Source organism: Rhizobium sp. WSM409 (assembly GCF_057653825.1).
Window position 1 is genome coordinate 3,243,620 of sequence record NZ_CM172794.1, and the last position, 20,414, is coordinate 3,264,033.

The window sequence follows — 20,414 nt, forward strand, 5'->3', positions numbered from 1 at the left end:
TCGACAAAGATATTTCTAGCCAGCAGCTGTTCGTAGTCGATAGATTGCCGGTGCAAAGTGACGCGCGCCGCCAAAAAGACGGCTACCATCTACCTGTGAAGAAGCTGATCCGTATCCATCGATGCACAGCTGTGATTGCCAGCTTTCTTGCCGGGTGCGCCCAGCGATCGCTGCAGCAGCCCGAAACCCGGCCGCCCCTCCTCGTCGAGCACAACTGCCCCGCCATCGATGATCATCAACGCCGGCCCCATGCCGATGCAAAACGCCCGGTCCAACGTCCATTCTGCAACCTGAATGACTTCGCCCGGTCGAACCTCTATCCGTACGATCGCACTGCTGGCCCGATCCTCGCGACCTCCGTGCCGAAAACAACCCCGTAAAATGGGTGCCATCGATAATGAAACTCTACCAGCTTTTGTCGTCTGCTGCGCCCGCGCGTCGGCGCATCTTTATGCATTTTCAAAATTTGCCGCTTTGAAAGACTGGTCCAGCGCTGCGACCTCGCTCAGACACATTTATCATCATGGCCCAATGCTCGCCTCCTGCATCCTCACCAGATTGATCTTTACAAAAGCCAACAGAGCCTCACGCAGGGCGTTATCGAAAGTCTGGCCAGCGAGGGAACAGAAGCAAAAGAATCTCAGGAAATTCGACGAGATAGACCCGCTTCTCCCGTTGGTTGGCGGTTGGTCTCGCTTTAGAACGGAGGCATTGCTCAGCCGCTTGTCTGAGATCGATCGGTCTGGCCAATGCTCTGCGGCGATTTCGCAGGAGGCCTGACGACTATCTCCACTATTTTGTACTACAAAATTTTATATTAAAACAGAATAGTAATTGCTAAAAAATGGAGTAATCTACATAAAAAAGAATTACCCCAATAATGAACTTCGACAATGTCGATTTTAACTGCAATCATACGTACGCACTGTGCAAGCATTCCTACTGGAGGACCCGCCAACCACCCCGGCGGGTCCTCAACTTTGCTTCCCGGCTGATTGCCATAATGCGGTCGCCGTTCTCGCTGCATCAGCATAATTAGATCTTACTTGGATAGTGGTATCATGCTGTTGAGATCGGCTTGATCAGAAAATCCCCCATCATCGGCAAGTGAAGGTCAAAGCTCGGGTTCTTTTTTGTCAATATTTCGACCGGCGCTTCAATTCATCTCGGGGTGTTTTCGGATCCGCAATGAATTGCAGAGACAGAAAGATTGTCATAAAGTCGAGATTGTCATCCGGTAAAACATCATAAGTATCGATGCCACACGGAAGCATAATACCTCTTATGATTATCGGGATGAAACTCCTTAGTCATCTTATAATTGATTTTTAAATACAACCATTATCTGTAATTAATAATTTTACCTTTTGATAAAATTTTACTTTCTAAAGTCAGTTACAGATACAAACTTATTGTGCCTAAAGTTTCAAAAGCATCGGCATTACCTTCGACGCCGGAACAGAAGATCTACCGACAGCCACTTCCCGCCCCGGGGCTCTCAACGACCCGGCAACTGCCTTCATCATTGGTGAGGTTGTCCCAGCCGATAGCCCAACAATCTCGGGATGATTGCGCGGGAAAAAGCTGCCGATGCAATTCAAGACTGCCGAATAAAAAGGTAATATATTGATAAATAAAAATATTTTCCAACTCCACGCGACCTGTACCGATCGATTCAGCCAACAGCATTCGGTCTGTCATTTCAAAGGTCGGCATATAAGCCTGCACTCGCCAATGGAAATATGACCCACAACCCGCGGCGCAGGACATACCTATCCCCTTTGGCGAGCCTCCCGATACGAAACAACCGATACGCTTGGGCGAAGTTGGTCAGTCCTGATTCAACACGCCAATAGCCTGTTTCACACCCCGACCTGTGTCGAAATGGTCGCACCTCGCCAACGAATTAACCCTTCATAAAGCATTTGCTTGCTCAACTTATAATTTGTGTCATGGTCACTGTAAGTAGTGAGGGAGCCGACCTGATGAGTGATATAGCATCGCAGATTCCGGAATTTGGTTACGATGAGCGCGTGATGATCTGCCGGAAGCAGATCGAGAAGGCGGTCTATCAGTTCATTGCAAATACGAAGGTCGAGGGATGCGATCCGGCGGAAGTCGCAATGGCCATCGCAGACATCGCCGACGACTACATTCTGCTGCTGGCACAGAAGCGCAACCTGACCCATTAAGATGAAGGGTCGGTCGTCGAAAGGCTGGCCGTGCAGAAGACATTGAGTGCGAAATCGCGCCGCCTCCCTGCCCGGAGGCAACGTCAGTGAAGCCGCTTGCCCCTCGCTCGAAACCATCCGTGAGATGGATGTCGAACAGCTTCTGAATAAAGCGCCAGCGGCCGGAAACGAGCCGGGCTCCCCTAACCTACAATTGACACGAAACGCCGAACCATAGGCCCTTACCGGGCGTCCGTTTCAGCGCGTTGCCTCACGGCGATTGAAATAAACGGCTCCGTTCGATTGACGACTGCTTGGCTGCGCGCAACCACACGCATAACCCCGAAAATCGAAGCTGATTTTCGGGGTTATCGCGGGTTTGAAGTGGTGGAGCGTTCTCGGCGTGTCCGATCGGACGCGCCGTACTAATGACTTCTCACACTCACTTGCGGAACTGGAGAGCTCAATTCAGCCAGTTCCCTGGTCAAACCCTCCCCCACCTCCTGCTTCACGGCCTCGAGCGCAAGGTCGAGGCAATTCGTCGCGAACGGCAGTTTGACATCCTGAGCGACCTGTCGCGCATAGGCGATCATTCGCGCCAACGCGACGAGCTCTTCCAGACCGTCTTCCGCCCCTTGGTCTGCATCCATCTTGAAAACCGATGTCACGCCCATGCCCCATTTCTCCAATGAATTGAAGAAATGATACGCGTGTGGAGGTGATCCAGCCCGTGAAAAAAGCGTGACACAACCCTCGGTGACTATTGCCGGCTTCGGTTCACAATGGTTCACATGCAGGGCGCGTCAGGAATGAGGTTTCGTGCAGTTTCCAGGGCAGATCGGCACTCGAGCGAATGTCACGGGAGTCCTGCACGGCTTTCAGCAACGCCAAGGCATCGATGCGTTTTTGATCGATGGCATTCGACAGTAGTACCGCGAGCAGATCCGTACGATCGCGCTCGGCCAGCCCTCCACATTGCTCGACGATCGATCGCCATGACCGCTTCTTGAAGAAGATCGCGCTTGCGGCATCTTCGAGCTCCTGGCGCACCCCACTTGCCAGCAGCCCGCGATCCACCATCACATCGAGCGTTGCGCTGACATTGACGAGCGGTACCGTCAGCGCTTTGCTGCCCAGCGCGCTCGGCGCGTGCGTGAGTGCGACGGCGGCATCGTCGACCAGCCGGCCGGTGCGATAATCTTCGAAAATGCGGCCGATCCCGATCATGCCGAACGGATGGCATTCCGCAGCGCGCAGCGCGCCCATGCTTGCCGCCCCGAAAACCGCGACGCCCAGCGAAAGAGCATGGAGAATTTCCTTGTGCCAGACCGGTGCGGCATATTCGAAGGCGCCGTCAATCAGGCCGATGACATTGGCGCCTTGTTCCACGGCAGCCAGGACATCGCCTTGCGTGGCAGGCGGCAGGATGCGTATCCCCTCGCCGGCAAGCGACGCCGCATCGGGAAGACTGGGACCTGCGAAAATGATCTTCAAAACCCTATTGCCCTGGCAAGCGCCCTCGTTCCAAACCGCCGGGCGCGCGCTCCCTCCGGATTTTCGAGCTCGGGGATGACAATCTTGACGACGCTGAAGGGAAGCGTGTCCTCGCTCAGGCGCACGGCGATCACCGAAGCGATCCGCCTGTTTCTGAGCGCATCGAGCACATGCTGCAGCAAGTGCGCCAGATCTTGTTGCCGAAGTCCTGCCGCCCCGGCATTGCCGATGGCGGCAGCGGGCGGTGCGGCAACCGCATCGAAGGCCCGCCGCATCAGCGGCGGCAACGATCGTGAGAAAGTTGCGGGAGAAATATCGTCCCTGGCTCCACTGATATAGGTCAGCCGGGATTGCACGGCTTCCGTCACCGCCCGAATGGCCGCGCGCACGGGAGACGGATGAGCGCCGGTTCCGCCGGTTACCTCGACGAGGCGAATATCCCGGTGGCCCAGAATCGGATCTCCAGGGCCCAGCATGGCGGTGAAACAGGGGATCGCGATGTCGCTGGTGATATCGAAGAGCCTGAGCGCCAATCCCGATGTTTCGATCTTGTCGATCAGCCCGTCCAGGGCGCCGTCCTTAAAGCCGCGGGGATCGACGCAGCCGGCATAACGATCCGGTTCCGCGCCCACCTGCCACAGCACATGGGCGTCACGTTCGATACGCTCCAGGACGCCGTGGAAGATCGCCTCCTCGACATTGTTTCCCGATGCCAGGCCGTCCGACGACATCCAGTATCGCGCGTCACGTGTGCGGTCGAGCACCACCGCTTCAAAGGGGATATAGACCTCGCCGCCGGTGAGGATATCGACGCCGGCAACCCATTCCGTCTCCTCGTCCGGTCCGAGATCGGGTTTATGAAGAGCGGTGAGGCAGTTCAGCGTGTCGGTCTTGTGCCCCATTTCCTGCAGACGGGAAGAGGTGCCGCGGACGAGATCGACGGAGGGTTCGCCGGCAACCGCCCGTTCGAGGGCTTCCATGACAGTGGAGACTTTGGCATCGAGATCGGTCAGGCCCTTTCCCTGGGCAATCACGATCGAGCGGGAATTCGGAGCGTATGCGCACCAGACGGGGATGCCGATGTCGTCCAGTCCGGTATGTCGCGCAACCCTGGTAATGCCGAACCCGGCCAAAAGAGGTTCGACGCGGGAAAGGGTTTCCCGCGGCGACATGATCCTGTCGGAATATATGGACCGGCGCGTCAGAATGCCGGCTCAGCCGTCGACGTGACCGGAAAGGGCAACCTGCGCCGACGAAACCGCAACGGCGAGGTCGACGCCCTTGACGAAAGTGCCGCCGGCCTTGCGCAGGCCGTTTGCAGTCGCCAATTCCCCCGTCGGATTGAGAGGCTTGACCGTACCCGCGTCGAGATCGGCAAGCCAGAGACCCGCCTCACCAGGTATTCCTATAATAACAGCTTTTGCCATGTAACGCCCCTCAGCTATTGTTAAAAACCGGCCTTCAGCAGGCCCTCCCGATAAAGCTCTTTTTGCCAATCTTCCTTGAAGGGAACGATGGTGAGCCACTTCTCGACGTCGAAGACCGGGTTGATGCTTTCGGCTCGTTGCCGATGGAACAGCGCCCGTTTTCGATCGCCGATCATTGCGCAACTGGCCGCGGCGATGCGATGGGCCGGCGCCTTGTCTTTCATCGCCTCGACATAGGCGATGGCCTCCTCGTACTGTTCCAGGAAGAAGCTCGCTCCCGCAGCGCACCAGAGGTAGGCGTCAGGCGCGATCGGATTGAGCGAAATCGCTCTTCTGATCTTGGCGAGCGCGTCGCCAGGGCGGGATGCATGCACGAGCGTGTCGGCATGGCTGTAGATGACATCGGCAAAATGCGGGCTGAGTTGTTCCGCCAGATCAAGTGCGGCGACACTGGCATCGACATCGCCGAGATAGAGTTTGGTGACGCCAAGCTCGCGATGGCCCGCCGCCGAGGCCGGATCCCGCTCGATGGCCCGAAGCGCGTTCTGCTCCGCCAGATGCAGCAGCTCATTGTTACCCTGCGCCGTCACGAGCCACTCGCTGGTGAAGGTTCTCGCCAGCCCGGTAAATGACGGAGAGAAATCCGCCTTGTGCGACAGCGACTGCTTGAAAGCTTTTCGTGCCCGGCGGATATGCGGCAATGTCAATTTGCTCATCAGGCTCGAGCCGACCAGATAGGCGTGATAGGCCTCAGGATTGGCTTCGAAGCGTAAGCGCTCTTCCTCGTTTTCAGCCAGCTCGCGGGCCACCGACATAGTCAACTGCTGCGCAATCAGCCGTCTCTGACGCGGCAATATATCGGGCGTCATCGTAAAGCGATTGGCCCAGATGATCTCGTCCGTGGGAAAATAAACCAGCTGGGCGAACAATCCCTCTTCGGAAAGCCGTGTATCCAGAAGATAGGCGATCGAGTGACGGGCGACCACAGCAGCCTTCTCGGAATCGCGGCGGATCTGGCCGGCCGTATGGGGCGCTACGATGGAAATGTTTCTGAGCGCGCAGAGTTCGATCGTGACGTCTTCGATCAGGGCATTGGCAAGCGCAAGCCCGGCATCGGCATGTTTCGATGTCGGGGGAAGCAGCACCAGTCGAGGCAGGATCAGCGGCGCTGGCGACATGCGTTCGATGTCGGCAGTTGCCTCACCGCCGGCCTCGGAACGCTTCACCTGTACCCTGGCATGGCCGTCATCGTTCGGCAATCTTTCGCTGAGGGACGAACCGCCGGATAGCCGGTGCAGTAAGGCTCTGACCTGCTCGTCATTCGGATCCCGTTCGAGGATCTGCAGAGCGGCGCCGGAAATGGAGCGCGTAGCGCCGGGCTTTTGCGCATCCGGCAACGCGTCCAGCAGTGCCTGCCGCAACTGCAGCGCCTGAGCGTCCCGTTGGGCCCTGATCCAGGCGTCTATCAGCTTTGTCGCTGGTTTGATATTTCCGATGAACCCGCGCTGGGTTAATTCGGCGATTGCGTTCAGCCGCTCCAGCGGCGAACCGCCGGCGCGAAAAATATCCAGATCGCTGGAAACTGCCTGCGTGTTGAGACGAACCGTGGTGGCGGTGAAATCGAAGGGCAATTCGGCGCGCCCGCCGTCTGTCTCGCGGATGCGGGAAAGCAGTTTGCGCAGATTGAGCCGCGCCAGCTCTGGTTCGACATCATTCCACAGAAACTGGGCCAATTCGTACCGGCTGAGCTCATGGCTCGCGCCGGCATAGAGATGGGCCATCATCAACAGGCCCTTGATCGGATAGCGAACCTGGTCGCCATTCGTCTCGATCAACCGCAGATCGCCAAATGTCTGCAGATGAAGCACGATCCATCCTCAGCTGTTCACAACCGAATCTTGCAACTCATTGTCGCTGTCAGACAATCCCGTGACTGCCAGGCTTTTGGCCAACGCCACCAGCTTTTGCCTGATATTCGGGTCTTCGATGGCGATGAATGCCTTGTTGAGCGCCAACCCCTCCTTCGAGGACAAAAAGCTGTTCAATTCATTCGTCGCGCCGTCGATCGGTCCGGCGCCGCCGTTCTCGAAGAAAAAGCCGATGGGCACGCGAAGAATCTCGGATATGCGCTGAAGACGGCTGGCGCCTATTCTATTCGTTCCCTTTTCGTATTTCTGGATCTGCTGGAAGGTAATGCCCAGAAGTTCGGCCAAGCCGTTCTGGGTCATCCCGAGCGTCTTTCGCCGAACGCGCACGCGGTTGCCAACATAAACGTCAATCGAATTCGGCGATTTAGCCTTCATGTGAATAAGTCTCCCGCTTTATCAGCACGCCCGGCTGTATAATGGAGAGTTTAAGCAAGAATGCAACTAAAAGTAAATATTTCGTAAGGAATTTTTTCAGCAGCACACACAGTAAAAACAACCTGTGGATTATCGTAGCCAGCACCATCTGGCGCGGATGCGCATCGTGCTCTATCGCACCCGTCGCAGCGCACGAATGCCCTCCGAAATCAGTGTCGCTCCGACGCCATCTCTAAGAGGCTTTCGCGCAACGGCAATCATCGACTTGGCGAAAACGGGAATCCTTCCGACATATTCAAAATGAACATTGTCGAAGCCGGCATCCAGCAGCAGCGTGCTCAGCGTGTCTTTTGACCAAAACTTGATATGCCCATGATCCTTCAACGGCATGAAATGATCGTCCATTTTCCCCATCGCAGCCAGGGCCAGGTTCTTCAGATAACCGTGATAAGGCGTCGACATCACGGCGATGCCGCCCGGCTTGACGAGATCGTACATCGTCGAGGTGAAAGCCTTCGGATCGTAGACATGTTCGACGACTTCCAGGCTGATGACAGCATTGAAGGTGCCGTATTCCCTGGAAAGGTCGTCATAGGCCGAGCCGACATTCAACGGCAATTCGGGATAATTGACATTGGCCTTGGCGATGCCATCGCTGGAAGGATCGACGCCGACGACATAATATCCTTTTCCCGCAAGAGCCGCCGCCGCCCCGCCGGTACCGCATCCCAAATCAAAGACGTCGTTCTCGAGAGAACCGTCGAAATGGCTCTCCAGCACGTCGACCACCGCGGGCAAGATATAGGCGTGCGCGGTTGTTGGTTTGGCATGAACATAGGTGGTTGCGTCTAGCTCGACGGACATGTTCCTCCCCTCGGCGATTGCGCGGCAACCCTATCGAAGAATACGTCGAAAATTTGATTGAAATCCGCCAAATCACAAGGATAGTCAGAATATAATCTATAGTTTTATAGTGCAAAATAAAACTTTTGCGTTAATGTTATTTATAAACATGATACATAATAATATAGTTTGGCATTTTACCTAATAATACCAAGGAATACCCTAGAAAATTCAACGGAATCCATAATGAGAGCGAACAAAATCTATGCAAAAGCGGACGATTCATAGGCTGAATGGCAAGATCATCCGCTATCTGCCATTGCGATTTCCCGCAGTTACATTGGAGATTGCCGATTGAAATGGTGTTACGGCGGCGGCGCCGAGATCTGTAGCCCCTGCCTGATGGCGAGGCACAAAGGTGCCCAATTGCCGACAAGAAGCCAAAGATATTTAACGGATAAATGTATACTGCTGGATTTAGACAGCCCGATCGAAACCCTTCTCGCGCCGGAGAAGACAAGCTTGCCCGATAATTCGTCGTCCGCATATGCGAAACAGCCTGTGGGAAAACCGCGGATTCCCGTGGTCTTCTGGTTGCTGCTGACGATTTCCCTCTCGCTGATCATGGGAACGGTGCTGCTTTCCAACAACATGAAACACTTAAAGACGGTCAGCCATTATTTTGGCTTCGATCTCTTCCCCCAGGAGGTCACACCGCCTCCCCCCAAAGCCCTTCCCCGCCCGACACCACCGGCCACCTTCACGCTTCCATTGCATGTCATCGAACCGCCCGTGGTAGAGACCGCGTCGACTTTCCTGCGGACATGGCGGATATCCGGCGCCGCAATGTGTGCGGCGTTGCGCAATGCCGGCATCGAAACCAGCGATTGGGCGGCGGCGAGCTTCAACGCCGATACGTTCGAATGCTTTTTCGAGCGGAGCGGCAAGCGCGAGAAGGATCAGCTCTCGAGCTCTATCTTCGTCATCGTTCGCGGCGACGCCGCCGGCACGATCAACAATATGCGCGTGAAAATCATCAATCCCGAGACCGATGAAAATGGCCAGCTCGATCCCGGCATTCTGCGAATTTTCGAAATCATGCTGCGCCAGCCGCAATGGCTCGATTTTCACGAAACCCTGAACGCGATCACGAATCTGAAGGACATCAAGGAAGACGGCTTCGGAGCCGGTATCAGCTTCAGCCGCGAGGTTCTCAATCCCGGGAATTACAACTTCACGCTCTCGCTGGATGCAACTTCAGGACCTCAGAAAAGAACCAGAAATTATTTTTCCGGCAGAAGATGGCTGCCGTTGCCGGATCCCGCAGTCGAGACCGACAGCCCACAACCGGAATCAGTCTCCAAGCCTCCCCATACCCAGGCTCCGGCTGAAAGTCAGGAACATCGGCATTAGGTTCTTCGGCTTCATGCCACGCGTCGGCTGATCACGCCATGTGACTGGCATCGTCGTGATGTCTGGCCATTATCTTGTAGAGCTCTTTCAAACTGTCCGCACTCGGCCGTTCGGTACAGTCCCCACCCGCCAGACGCCAGACACGCTCGACATTGAGGTCCTGCGTGACTTGCGCAAGGTCTTCGTTCAGCGAGCGAATGACGACCTCCGATCGGCGCAACCGCCACGACATTCTGACCAGCGCTGCGAACGGGAAAAAAATGATGCCGATAATGCCGAGAACAAGGACTGCGAACTGCCAGTCATCGAGAACAGACAGACCGTTTCGAACGGCCGCCATAAAAAAAACGGCATTTTGAAATGCCATGTGAAAATAGCTCATCAGATAGCTGGACCAATCTTCCATCACGAGCGCCCTCCCCGAGCGGTTTATATCTTGGAATATGCTGAAAAGTCTAGCAGACGCGAACAATATCCCCTGCCGGGAAAGTATATTTGAGGTTGTATTACTCTGCTGAATTGAACGCGAGGCCCCGTGATGGATCGGTGCCGACGAGCCCGGCCTTTCAAATTCCACCGCGGACATGAAAAAAGCTAACAGTGAGAGATAGAATGAATAGAAGACGTTTCCTCGCCTCGGTTCCGCTCGCCCTGTTGTATGTCCGTGCGGGCCAGGCCCTCGCGCAGGTGCCTGCCTCCGCAGGGCTGCGCGTCCTTGCCGACAGGAAGTCGTTCCGATTCGGATCGGCAATCGACCTGCAAAACATCAACGATCCAACCGCTGCCGAGATCTACATCGACAACGTCAATTCAATAACGCCGCGAAACGAGTTGAAGTGGAATTCGACGGAAAAGAGACCGGGTGTTTTCAGCTTCGGCAGCGCCGACCGCATGGTTGCATTTGCGCGCAAAAACAACATGAGGGTTTATGGCCATACGCTGATCTGGTATCGCGTCCCGGGCTGGGTGTCTGACATCAACGACGCAAAGACCATTCAGGCGGCCATGAACCGTCATATAAAACAGGTTGTCACTCGCTATAAGAACTCAATCGATGCATGGGATGTGGTAAACGAACCGTTGGAGTATGATGCACCGGATCTGCGGGATTGTGTTTTCCGACGCCTTCTTGGCGACGATTATATCCGTATGAGTTTCGACATGGCGCACCAGGCCAATCCCGGCGCGACGCTGGTGCTCAACGAAACGCATCTGGAGAAAAAATCCGACGTGTTCGAACAGAAGCGCGCGCGTATCCTGAAAATCGTCGAGGATCTCGTCGCCAAAAAAACGCCGATCAATGCGGTGGGTCTGCAGGCGCATTTCCGCCCCGGACTCGACCGGATCGATCCGGAAGGAATGGGGCGCTTCTGCGCGGCGCTGAAGGACATGGGTGTCGGCGTTTTCATCACCGAACTGGACGCGTCCTGCCACTTCCTGAACCGCGACAAAGCCTTCACGCCGGCATCCTACGCCGATATTTTCAGTGACGTGATCACCGTGGCGGCCGAACATGGCGACTTGAAAGGCGTGACAGTATGGGGCATGTCGGAAAAATACGGCGAGCGCGATGAGAAAGCGGCCGATCCCGCTGCGGCTTGCACGAAGCGCGTTAATCTTTACGACGAAAATAATGCGCCAAGAAGTGCGATCGACGGTATCCGCCGGGCAATAGAGGCGATGTGATGCACAAGACAACGGAGACGCAAACAGATTCATGAAAAAAGCCGTTATTTATGTGGAAAAATTTTTGCCTGCCAGCCAGGCATTTGTTCTCAACCAGGCGGTAGCGTTTCGTTCTTTCGAAGCTGAAATTCTTGCCGGCTCGCGAATTTCTTCGGCGCATACAAAAAAATCCACTGTTCCGGTTCATGACATCCGTCGGTCTCCCATTGCGCGGGCCGGTGAACTGCTACTGAAAATCCCGCAGATCGGCCTTCCCTTCCTCTTTCCTGCGATCGGCAAAGCCGATCTCGTTCACGCCCATTTTGGCAAGAACGGGTATGTCATCGGCCCGTTGGCCCGGGCCGCCGGCAAGCCGCTGATCACGACCTTCCACGGCTTCGACGCCACCTATCGCGGCGACCCGAAAAAGCCGGGCGGCTTCAATCAGGTGCGCTTCTTCGCCAAGGGCCGGAACGAGATGGCCGGCTGGAACAGTTGGAACATCGCCGTTTCCGATTTCATCCGAGATCGGCTGCTGGCACTCGGCTTTCCGGCCGAACGCGTCTATCGCCATCATATCGGCATCGATCTCGATCTCTTCAAAATGGAGCCTCGTCCACGAAAAAAAGGGCGCGTGGTTTCAATTGCCCGCTTCGTCGACTATAAGGGCCATCGTTTCATGATCGATGCGCTTTCACGTGTGGCCGCCGCCGGCACTCCGGTCGAATTCGTCATGGTCGGCCAGGGTCCCTTGAAGGAGGAAATCGAAGCACTGGCGCGTCGTTCCTTGCCAAGCGTCACGATCCATGAAAATCTGTCGCAGACTGAGATAAGAGATCTGCTCGCCAGTGCGGAGCTTTATCTCCATGGAAGCGTGACCCTCGACAATGGTCACGCCGAAGCTTTCGGCCTCGCAAATCTCGAGGCGGAAGCCGTCGGTACTCCGGTCGTCGCATTTCGCTCGGGAGGCGTCGGCGAAGCGATCGAAGAGGGGAAAACTGGTTATCTCGTGGAGGAGCGGGATGTCGCAGGAATGGCGGAGGCGGTCGGAAGACTGCTCAACGACCAGGCTCTGTGGACAGCCTTTAGCGCGCGGGCACCGCTTCTGGTGGCCGAACGCTTCGACTTACGTCGTCAGACGGGGACGCTCGAGGACTATTACAGTTCCGTGCTAGACGAATTTTCCAGCCGGGGTCGGACTTGATGGTGCAGACAGGAAAAAAGCCGAAGTGGGGACTGAATGTATTTCGGCCACTGCGGAACGGATTTGTGAAGGCCAAGTGGCTCTACTATACGAAATTCTGGGGAATGGACATCGATCCGACGGCCAGCTTTTCCTTGAGCGTGCGTTTCGACAAGACCAACCCGAAGGGATTGCATATCGGCGCGGAAACTTACGTCGCCTTTGAGGCGGCGATTCTGACCCACGATCTCACGCGCGGGCTCTATCTTCACACGAGGATCGGCAAGCGCTGCTTTATCGGCGCCCGCAGCATCATTCTGCCCGGCGTCGAGATCGGCGACGAATGCGTCATCGGCTCGGGCTCGGTGGTGACCAAGAGCGTGCCGCCGCGCTCGCTCGTCGCGGGCAATCCGGCAAAGATAATCCGCAGCGACATCAAGATCATTTCGCGTTACGGACGCATGGCACGCGAAGACGAGACGGTCTCGCAGATCGTGACGCACTTGCCGACTGGAGAAGCACGATGAAGATGTTTGCCTACCGGGGGAAACACGAGAATTTTGGCGACGAACTGAACCATTGGCTCTGGGAGCGTCTGCTGCCCGGCTTCTTCGATGACGACGAAGGTCAGCTCTTTCTCGGCATCGGCTCGATCCTCTACGACAATTTCGACCCGAACATGCAAAAGATTGTCTTTGGCTCGGGTTATGGCGGCTACACCAACCCGCCGAAAGTCGATCGCAACTGGACGTTTTATTTCGTGCGCGGAAAGAAGACAGCCGAAATCCTCGGCATCGATCCGAGCTACGCCATCGGCGATTCGGGCATCCTCACGCGCAGCTGCTGGGATGCGAAAAGCATCGAGAAGCGTTATCCGGTCTCCTTCATGCCGCATTACGAAAGCGCCATGTACGGCAGCTGGGATAAGGCCTGCGAACTCGCAGGCATACACTATATCGATCCGCGCTGGCCGGTGGAAAAGGTTCTGACCGAAATCAGCGCATCGCATAAAGTGGTGTCCGAGGCGATGCATGGCTGCATCATCTCAGACGCGCTGCGCGTTCCCTGGCGGGCTATCCGGCCGATCGCGCCGGGGAATCGAGCCAAATGGTACGATTGGGCAAGTGCGCTTGATCTCGAGATCGACTTCGACGCGATTGGCCCGTCAAACCTCGTCGAAGCAGGAGCGTCACTGGTACGGAAAAACACCTACCTTTTGAAGAACATAACGTTCCGCCACCGCCGCATCCGTCAGCTCACTGGCAATTATGTCTTCGGGTCGACGGTCAAGACGCTGCAGCGGGTGGCGGAGAAACCAGGACAGCTGAGTTCCGACGAGTCCATGATAAATGCGCACAACAGAATGCTGCTGGAGCTGGATCGGCTGAAGCAGGATTTTTCCAAGAAAACGGCAAGCGTCCTGTGATGATGCAAACCGGATTCATGACGAGGCGATAAGGCATGATCCTTTCAAACTCCACCAACACTCCCTCCTCCCGCAAGGGGGGCAAGCACTTTGGATGGGCGCTCGGCCCGCTTAGACGGTCAGTATCCTTGACGTGCGGAGCCGTTCGACCATGAGCAGTGTTACCGATCGACTGATTCAAGGCAGCATGTGGCTGAGCCTATCCCGCGCCATCGTCAACGGGCTCTCGGCGCTCAGCACCTTCGTTCTCGCCTGGTACCTCGCACCGGCCGACTTCGGTCTCGTTGCCATTGCAACGACGATCCAGGTCATCTTGAGCTCCGTCACCGAACTCTCACTCAACCAGGCGCTCATTCGTCACGAGGCGCCGAGCGAGGTTCATTTCAGTGCGGTTTGGACGTTGAGCGTCACAAGAAGTGCGATCTTGGCGTTGCTGTTTGCCGCCAGTGCCTATCCAATAGCCGAATTTTATAACGAGCCCCGGCTGACAAGCGTCATGCTTGCTTTGAGTTTCAGCTTGCTCCTGAGTGGTCTCGCCAATCCGCGTCGCGTCATGCTCCAGCGTGATCTGATCTTCTGGCAAGAATTCGTTCTCAACGTGTCGCAAAAGCTGGTTGGCTTTGTCGTGACGGTGGCAATCGCTGCCATCTACCAGAGCTACTGGGCTCTCGTTCTTGGTACCCTCGCCTATCAGATTACCAATATCATCGTTTCCTACACCGTCTTGCCATTCTGGCCACGGGTGACCTTCCGGCATGCACGAGAATTGTTTTCGTTCTCGCTCTGGCTGACGGCCGGACAGATCGTCAACACCCTGAACTGGCGGGTCGAGTATCTGTTAATTGGCAAGATGCTGGGCGCCACGCAGCTCGGCCATTATACCGTCGGCAACACCCTTTCGACTCTGCCGACGCGCGAGGCGACGGCGCCGTTGAACCAGACGATTTACCCGGGCTTTTCGAAAGTCCGCAACGACCCGGTCCGGCTTGTCGCCGCCTATCAGCGTGCACAGGCGCTTCTGGCGGCGGTGGCGCTTCCGGCCGGAATCGGGATGGCAGTCGTAGCTGATCCGATGATGCGGCTTGCCTTGGGGGAAAAGTGGGTTCCCGCCATCTTCATCGTACAGGCACTCGCATCGGTTTTCGCTCTGCAGACCCTCGGTTCGCTCGTCCAACCGCTGGGCATGGCAAAGGGCCATACCAAGATGCTGTTCATCCGCGACACGCAGATGCTGGTGGTCCGCGTGCCCATCATCATCGCCGGTCTGATGATGGCCGGGCTTCCGGGCGTCGTTTATGCCCGCGTGTTGACGGGTCTGATTTCCACCGTAGTCAACATGCTTCTGGTCAAGCGCTTGATCAATCTGCCATTCTTCCAGCAGCTCGCGGCAAACTTCCGCGCGCTTGCCAGCGTTGCCTTGATGGCTGCCGGCGTCTGGGGATTGTCGCATCTTCTGAACACCCCTACCGACAAGCTGGCGCTGGCACTCCACCTGGCCATCCTCGTCGTCACCGGCGGCATTCTCTATCTCGGTTCCAGCTTTGTCCTTTGGCTCGCGATGAAGAAGCCAAATGGCCCGGAAACCGAAGTTCAGCGTATCTTTGTCAAGTTCCTGTCAAAAGCCAAACGTATGGCCGTACCCAAGTCGGCCTAAAAGCTAAACGAACATCAACAAGCGAGGCAGAATGACCAGCCAATCCAGAACGGAGCTGATCGCAAAACTTAATGGTATGATCCACGATTGCCTGAAAGACTATGTCTCACGCGATGAACCGCTTGCGATCCTCGATTTTCCCGACATCCGCAATTGCGGCGACTCCGCAATCTGGATGGGCGAAATGGCCTATCTGAAGGATCGCTTCGGCAAACGCCCGGACTATGTTTCGAGAACGACGGACTTCTCCGCAGATGAGCTGAAAAAGCGCGTGCCGACCGGTCCGATTTTCATTCATGGTGGCGGCAATTTCGGCGACATCTGGGTTTCCCACCAGGATTTCCGCGAAGCCATCATGGAGCGTTTCCCGGATCGGCAGATCGTCCAGTTTCCGCAGTCTATTCACTACAGTTCACCTGAGCGCATCGAGCAATCCGCACGCGCAATCGCGCGTCATAAGAATTTCGTGCTGCTCGTGCGCGACGAAGAATCGAAGGAATTTTCCGAGAAGCACTTCGACTGCACCGTACGGCTATGCCCCGACATGGCCTTCGCCATCGGGCCGCTGCCGGACAGGGCAACGCAGATTTCCGTCCTCGCCATGCTGCGAGAGGATGCGGAACGGGTTGGCGGCACCGATCGCAAGATCCCTTCTGATATTCCTGTGGAGGACTGGATCACCGAGTCGAAACGCAAGGTTGATATCGCCAAGAAATTGGGGGCAGCTTCGGCTTTCCTGGCACTGAAGCCGAGCGAAGTGGCATTGCGCAAGCTGGACGCGGCGGCGCACAACCGCTTCGAGCGCGGCATCAGCCAGATTTCACGCGCCCGCGCCATCGTCACCGATCGCCTGCACGTTCATATCTGCTCGCTGCTGCTTGGTCGGCCGCATGCCGTATTGGACAACAGCTACGGAAAGATCCGCCGCTTCATGAATGCCTTCTCCGGCGGGACGGACCTTTCTTACAAGGCAACGTCGCTTGAAGATGGAATCGAATGGGCGCGTCACCAGGCCGGGCAAGGAGCTCGCGGATGACTGAGACGCTGCGCGCTTGCAGGATCAGGAGGTAATCCGATGACCCTTGTCACCTTCATTATCCCGGTTAGACATCAGGACAATGCCCGCGACTGGAGCAGGCTGAAGGCAAATCTGACCCAGACCGTGGCCTCAATTTCCAACCAGACCAATGGGGACTGGCGTGGCATCATCGTGGCCAACGAAGGCGCCGATCTGCCAGACCTGCCGGAAAAATTCTCTGCCGTGCGTGTCACCTTTCCGCCGAACGACCTGCATGAGCTTGGAAAGGGCAGCAAGGAAGACTTCCTTGATGCCTTCCGGGCAGACAAAGGCCGTCGCGTTCTAAGTGGCATGTTGACCGCCACCGACAGTCGCTTCTTCATGATTGTCGATGACGACGATTTTGTCAGCTCTCGGATCGTTCAACACGTGTCCGAGAATCGAAACGCCAACGGATGGACGATCGACCATGGTTATATCTGGGACGATGGCGGTAGTTTCCTGTTTGGCCACGACGACTTCAGTCATCTTTGCGGTACCTCGTTGATTATTCGCGCCGATCTCTACCAACTGCCGACCCGGTTTGAAGATGCTTCGCTCGACTGGATCAAGTCGATGCTGGGCAGCCACGTCCGCATAGCGGATATTCTTGCGCAACGGGGAGCACCGCTCACGCAGCTTCCCTTTCGCGGGGCGGTCTATCGGGTCGCCCATGGCGGATCGCATAGTCAGGCACCGAGCCTGCTGCGGCAGTATTTCCTCAACCGCGGCGTACTCACCAAACCGCGGCGGTGGTTGCGCAATCTTCGTAAGCTGAGGGTAGTCGGCGAGGGTCACAGGCGCGAGTTTTTCGGCAAGACACGGTCGAACCCCGCGTAAGAGCCGATCGTTCGAACATCGCACAGGCAGTCAAAATATGAAGCTTTTCTCTTTCGACTTCACCAAGAGGGTTGGTAACTGATGTCGGATCTATTCGTCAGCGTGCTCTTTGCATCTTACAATGGCGCCAGCCGCCGGCTGCGCCACACTTTGGATTCCTTGGTGCGCCAGGAGCTTCCCCACGATCGATGGGAATTGATTGCTGTCGACAACAATAGCAATGACGATACGTTTGATCTTTTGAAATCGTACAGCGAGAAGCTTCCCATCACCATCCTGCAGCAGCGCAAGCCCGGAAAATCCGGCGCGCTGAATTTTGCTTTGGATCGGGTCAAGGGCGATCTCGTTGTCTTTACGGACGACGACATCCGCGCGGAACCCAACTGGCTGCAGGCGATCGTCGACTGCGCCATCGCCCATCCGGGTTATGGCGTGTTCGGAGGCAGAATCGTCCCCGATTGGGAAAAGGAGCCGAAGGGCCGCTTTATCGATTGGATTCCCATGGGATCCACGTTTGCGATCGTCGATGAAACGCAAAGCGGACCGTGTGACCCGACGAAAGTCTGGGGTCCCAACACGATCATTCGGCGAGAGTTGCTCGGAACGAGCGTCCGCTACCGGGAAGATATCGGCCCTCTTCCAGGAAAGATATTTGCCATGGGCGAAGATGCGGAAATCATCATTCGTCTGGCCGCAAATGGCGCCAAATCCTATCGATGCGCAGAGGCCGTGGTTCATCACTGGATACCGGCATCAAGTGTCACCGAGGATTGGGTACAGAAGCGAGGTGAACGGCTTGGCTATGGCATGCCGGCGCTTTTTCCCGACGAGGTGCCTGCAGGGGTGAGGCTGAGCGGAGTTCCGCTACCGATCTGGATCGAAAGCGCGCAGTGGGCATTTCGGGCAGCCATGCTCTATCTCTTGCCGCAATCGAAGAAGCGTTTCTGGGCTATCTGGAAATATTACTACATGCGTGGATATCGTGCTGGAATTCGCCGATATGCGCCCCAGACGCTCGCGCGGTGATCGATTGGCCCAGGAGGCAGTAATTTGAAACTCTCGGTGCTCGTCAACAATTTCAATTATGGTCGCTTTTTGCGTCCATGCATCGACAGCGTTTTGTCGCAGGCCTATCCCGACTTCGAAGTGGTGGTGGTCGACGACGGATCGACGGACGATTCCCGTGAGATCCTTGCCTCCTACGGGGAACAGATCCTGACGGTGTTGAAGGAAAATGGTGGCCAGGCCTCGAGCTTCAATGCGGGTTTTGCGGCCGCAAGCGGCGATATCCTCTTTCTCCTCGATGCCGATGATGCATTTTTGCCGGGCAAACTCGCTCGTATCGCCGAGATCTACGATCGCAACGAAATCGACTGGTGCTTCGACCGGGTGACGACCGAGGAAAGCGACCAGCCTCCCGCAGAGCTGCAAGTGACGCTGTTCGACAAGCGGGACACGCTTCGCAGGGGTGGCTTTCCCTCGCTTCCGGTTCCGACATCGGGCCTGAGCTTCCGCCGCAATCTGCTGTCCCAGATACTGCCGATGTCCGTCGCGACAGACGTCGTCCTCAGCGACAATTATATCAAGTTTGCTGCTGCCTTTCTCGGCCGCGGCGCCATCGTCGAAACACCGCTGACGTTTCAGCGCATTCATGAGTCGAACCGCTACACCGGCACAAGCCGAGCAAAAATGCTGCGCCCGCGGATCATGATCGCGACAGGGCTGGAACTGGCACGCCGCTATGATGGGCTGCAGGCACTAGGTAAGAGCCTGGTGGCCGGCGGAATTGCCGAAACGACGTCGCTGCTGAAGCTCCGGGGCGAAGCTCGCAATACGGTGGCTGGCGGTCCGTTCGGCGATGCTGCCGCGACCGAAGTGGCCTTGATGGCGGCGCGTAAGCGTTTGGGAAATATGCTGCGGAGAGGACAGTCATGAATCAGCAAGAGACTTTTCCGCATTCATCCGTCAGCACAGAAGCAGGCGCCGCACCGCTGAAGATCGCCGTCGGCGTGCTGACCTATCGCCGCCTCGACGGGATTGCCAAGCTGCTTGACGTCATGACGCGCCAGGTCAGGCATCCGGGTCGCCCCTATCATCTTACCATGGTGATCGTGGATAATGATGCGGCCGGCAGTGCAAGGGCCACGGTAGAGAGTTTTGGCCAAACAGGTGCCTACGACCTGATCTACGTCATCGAACAAAACCAGGGCATACCCTTTGCACGCAATCGCGCACTGGATTCGGCACCTCCCGGCACCGACCTCTTCTGCTTTCTCGACGATGACGAATGGCCGGTTGACGGCTGGCTGGATGCGATGCTGGAGACACGGGAGAAAAACCGCGCCGATTGCGTCTATGGCCCCGTCCAACCGGTCTATCCCGAAAACCCGCCGGAATATTTCATCAAGGCAAGGGTGTTCGAGCGCAAGAAGAACAAGGACGGTCAACGCATTTCTTATGCGGCATCGAACAACGTCATGTTCGACTATCCTCTGATCCGCTCATGGAATCTGCGTTTTGAAGAGAAGATGCGCTTCACCGGGGGCACGGATTACCTTTTCTTCAACCAAGCCATCCGCCGGGGCATGCAGGTCTTCTGGGCTGACAAGGCGCTTGTCCATGATATCGTTCCGGCTAGCCGGATGACCTGGAAATGGGTATTGCAAAGACAATACCGCCTCGGCAATACCTTCGCAGTCAGCGAGGTCCTGCATGGCAACCTCAAGCGCCGGATCTATCGCGGCGCCTATGGCGCCTCGAGAGTTATGCTTGGGCTCTTCATGCTACCCTCGATCTTGATTTCACCCTATTGGGGCATGCGAGCCCTCACCCACGTTTTACGCGGCGCGGGCATGGTTAATGGGATTCTCGGACATGCATACCAGGAATACAAGCCCGATGCCGCTCTCTGATATTGTTAGCGCCCGCGCCCTTGGAA

The 20,414-nt window shown here is 56.4% G+C and carries 21 protein-coding genes and 2 pseudogenes; 13 read left to right on the plus strand and 10 right to left on the minus strand.

Translation table 11 applies throughout. The features are described 5' to 3' along the window. Window positions 1-128: 128 nt before the first annotated feature. A pseudogene (locus AC25BC_RS16205) lies at window positions 129-251 on the minus strand (non-homologous end-joining DNA ligase); the annotation flags it as partial. A gap of 145 nt (window positions 252-396) precedes the next feature. On the opposite strand from AC25BC_RS16205, the pseudogene AC25BC_RS16210 reads away from it, so the two are divergent. Further along, window positions 397-780, plus strand: a pseudogene (locus AC25BC_RS16210) (glycosyltransferase family 2 protein); the annotation flags it as partial. Between the two features lie 687 nt (window positions 781-1,467). On the opposite strand, the gene AC25BC_RS16215 reads toward AC25BC_RS16210, so the two are convergent. Next, window positions 1,468-1,716, minus strand: coding sequence for a hypothetical protein (locus AC25BC_RS16215; RefSeq protein WP_128438247.1), 249 nt, complete (start codon window positions 1,714-1,716; stop codon window positions 1,468-1,470). 269 nt (window positions 1,717-1,985) lie between these two features. On the opposite strand from AC25BC_RS16215, the gene AC25BC_RS16220 reads away from it, so the two are divergent. Beyond that, a complete protein-coding gene (locus AC25BC_RS16220) occupies window positions 1,986-2,192 on the plus strand; it encodes a hypothetical protein (protein ID WP_003542083.1) in 207 nt (68 codons plus the stop codon). Between the two features lie 404 nt (window positions 2,193-2,596). On the opposite strand, the gene AC25BC_RS16225 is transcribed toward AC25BC_RS16220, so the two are convergent. From AC25BC_RS16225 to AC25BC_RS16255, 7 genes are all read right to left on the minus strand, one after another. Further along, window positions 2,597-2,845, minus strand: coding sequence for a hypothetical protein (locus AC25BC_RS16225; RefSeq protein WP_012758596.1), 249 nt, complete (start codon window positions 2,843-2,845; stop codon window positions 2,597-2,599). Between the two features lie 103 nt (window positions 2,846-2,948). Then, the gene (locus AC25BC_RS16230; RefSeq protein ID WP_487778524.1) at window positions 2,949-3,665 is read right to left on the minus strand and encodes a TfuA-like protein; all 717 of its coding nucleotides are present in this window, start codon (window positions 3,663-3,665) and stop codon (window positions 2,949-2,951) included. Further along, window positions 3,662-4,837, minus strand: a complete 1,176-nt coding sequence (locus AC25BC_RS16235; RefSeq protein ID WP_012758598.1) for a YcaO-like family protein — start codon at window positions 4,835-4,837, stop codon at window positions 3,662-3,664. The genes AC25BC_RS16230 and AC25BC_RS16235 overlap by 4 nt, the downstream gene beginning before the upstream one ends. A 42-nt stretch (window positions 4,838-4,879) precedes the next feature. Then, window positions 4,880-5,092, minus strand: a complete 213-nt coding sequence (locus AC25BC_RS16240; RefSeq protein WP_003561841.1) for a hypothetical protein — start codon at window positions 5,090-5,092, stop codon at window positions 4,880-4,882. A gap of 20 nt (window positions 5,093-5,112) precedes the next feature. Further along, complete coding sequence (locus AC25BC_RS16245; protein WP_012758599.1) at window positions 5,113-6,960, minus strand: SARP family transcriptional regulator; 1,848 nt, start codon at window positions 6,958-6,960, stop codon at window positions 5,113-5,115. A 9-nt stretch (window positions 6,961-6,969) separates the two neighbouring features. Next, the gene (locus tag AC25BC_RS16250) at window positions 6,970-7,395 is read right to left on the minus strand and encodes a helix-turn-helix domain-containing protein (RefSeq protein ID WP_012758600.1); all 426 of its coding nucleotides are present in this window, start codon (window positions 7,393-7,395) and stop codon (window positions 6,970-6,972) included. Between the two features lie 171 nt (window positions 7,396-7,566). Next, window positions 7,567-8,259, minus strand: coding sequence for a class I SAM-dependent methyltransferase (locus tag AC25BC_RS16255; RefSeq protein WP_012758601.1), 693 nt, complete (start codon window positions 8,257-8,259; stop codon window positions 7,567-7,569). A gap of 501 nt (window positions 8,260-8,760) precedes the next feature. Between AC25BC_RS16255 and AC25BC_RS16260 the strand changes: the two genes are divergently transcribed. Then, window positions 8,761-9,651: a DUF6030 family protein gene (locus AC25BC_RS16260; RefSeq protein WP_017994918.1), complete on the plus strand. Its 891-nt coding sequence runs from the start codon at window positions 8,761-8,763 to the stop codon at window positions 9,649-9,651. A 31-nt stretch (window positions 9,652-9,682) separates the two neighbouring features. Here AC25BC_RS16260 and AC25BC_RS16265 read toward each other — a convergent pair whose 3' ends face one another. Next, window positions 9,683-10,057 carry a hypothetical protein gene (locus tag AC25BC_RS16265; RefSeq protein ID WP_012758603.1) on the minus strand — a complete coding sequence of 125 codons (375 nt, stop codon included), beginning with the start codon at window positions 10,055-10,057 and terminating at the stop codon, window positions 9,683-9,685. Between the two features lie 206 nt (window positions 10,058-10,263). Between AC25BC_RS16265 and AC25BC_RS16270 the strand changes: the two genes are divergently transcribed. From AC25BC_RS16270 to AC25BC_RS16315, 10 genes are all read left to right on the plus strand, one after another. Continuing rightward, window positions 10,264-11,337 carry an endo-1,4-beta-xylanase gene (locus AC25BC_RS16270; protein ID WP_026157451.1) on the plus strand — a complete coding sequence of 358 codons (1,074 nt, stop codon included), beginning with the start codon at window positions 10,264-10,266 and terminating at the stop codon, window positions 11,335-11,337. A gap of 31 nt (window positions 11,338-11,368) precedes the next feature. Continuing rightward, on the plus strand, window positions 11,369-12,520 hold the full coding sequence (locus AC25BC_RS16275) for a glycosyltransferase (protein ID WP_012758605.1): 1,152 nt from the start codon (window positions 11,369-11,371) through the stop codon (window positions 12,518-12,520). Then, window positions 12,520-13,026, plus strand: a complete 507-nt coding sequence (locus AC25BC_RS16280; protein ID WP_003561851.1) for an acyltransferase — start codon at window positions 12,520-12,522, stop codon at window positions 13,024-13,026. The genes AC25BC_RS16275 and AC25BC_RS16280 overlap by 1 nt, the downstream gene beginning before the upstream one ends. Next, the gene (gene pssM, locus AC25BC_RS16285) at window positions 13,023-13,925 is read left to right on the plus strand and encodes an exopolysaccharide glucosyl ketal-pyruvate-transferase (RefSeq protein WP_012758606.1); all 903 of its coding nucleotides are present in this window, start codon (window positions 13,023-13,025) and stop codon (window positions 13,923-13,925) included. Before AC25BC_RS16280 ends, pssM begins: the two co-directional genes overlap by 4 nt. A 151-nt stretch (window positions 13,926-14,076) precedes the next feature. Beyond that, window positions 14,077-15,579, plus strand: coding sequence for a lipopolysaccharide biosynthesis protein (locus AC25BC_RS16290; protein ID WP_003561854.1), 1,503 nt, complete (start codon window positions 14,077-14,079; stop codon window positions 15,577-15,579). 31 nt (window positions 15,580-15,610) lie between these two features. After that, window positions 15,611-16,615, plus strand: coding sequence for a polysaccharide pyruvyl transferase family protein (locus AC25BC_RS16295; protein WP_012758607.1), 1,005 nt, complete (start codon window positions 15,611-15,613; stop codon window positions 16,613-16,615). Window positions 16,616-16,654: 39 nt separating this feature from the next. Next, entirely contained in the window at window positions 16,655-17,476 is an 822-nt protein-coding gene (locus AC25BC_RS16300; protein ID WP_012758608.1) for a hypothetical protein, read from the plus strand. 81 nt (window positions 17,477-17,557) lie between these two features. Further along, window positions 17,558-18,502 carry a glycosyltransferase family 2 protein gene (locus AC25BC_RS16305; protein ID WP_012758609.1) on the plus strand — a complete coding sequence of 315 codons (945 nt, stop codon included), beginning with the start codon at window positions 17,558-17,560 and terminating at the stop codon, window positions 18,500-18,502. Between the two features lie 24 nt (window positions 18,503-18,526). Then, entirely contained in the window at window positions 18,527-19,411 is an 885-nt protein-coding gene (locus tag AC25BC_RS16310; protein ID WP_012758610.1) for a glycosyltransferase family 2 protein, read from the plus strand. Then, on the plus strand, window positions 19,408-20,388 hold the full coding sequence (locus tag AC25BC_RS16315; RefSeq protein ID WP_012758611.1) for a glycosyltransferase family A protein: 981 nt from the start codon (window positions 19,408-19,410) through the stop codon (window positions 20,386-20,388). The genes AC25BC_RS16310 and AC25BC_RS16315 overlap by 4 nt, the downstream gene beginning before the upstream one ends. Window positions 20,389-20,414: the final 26 nt, after the last annotated feature.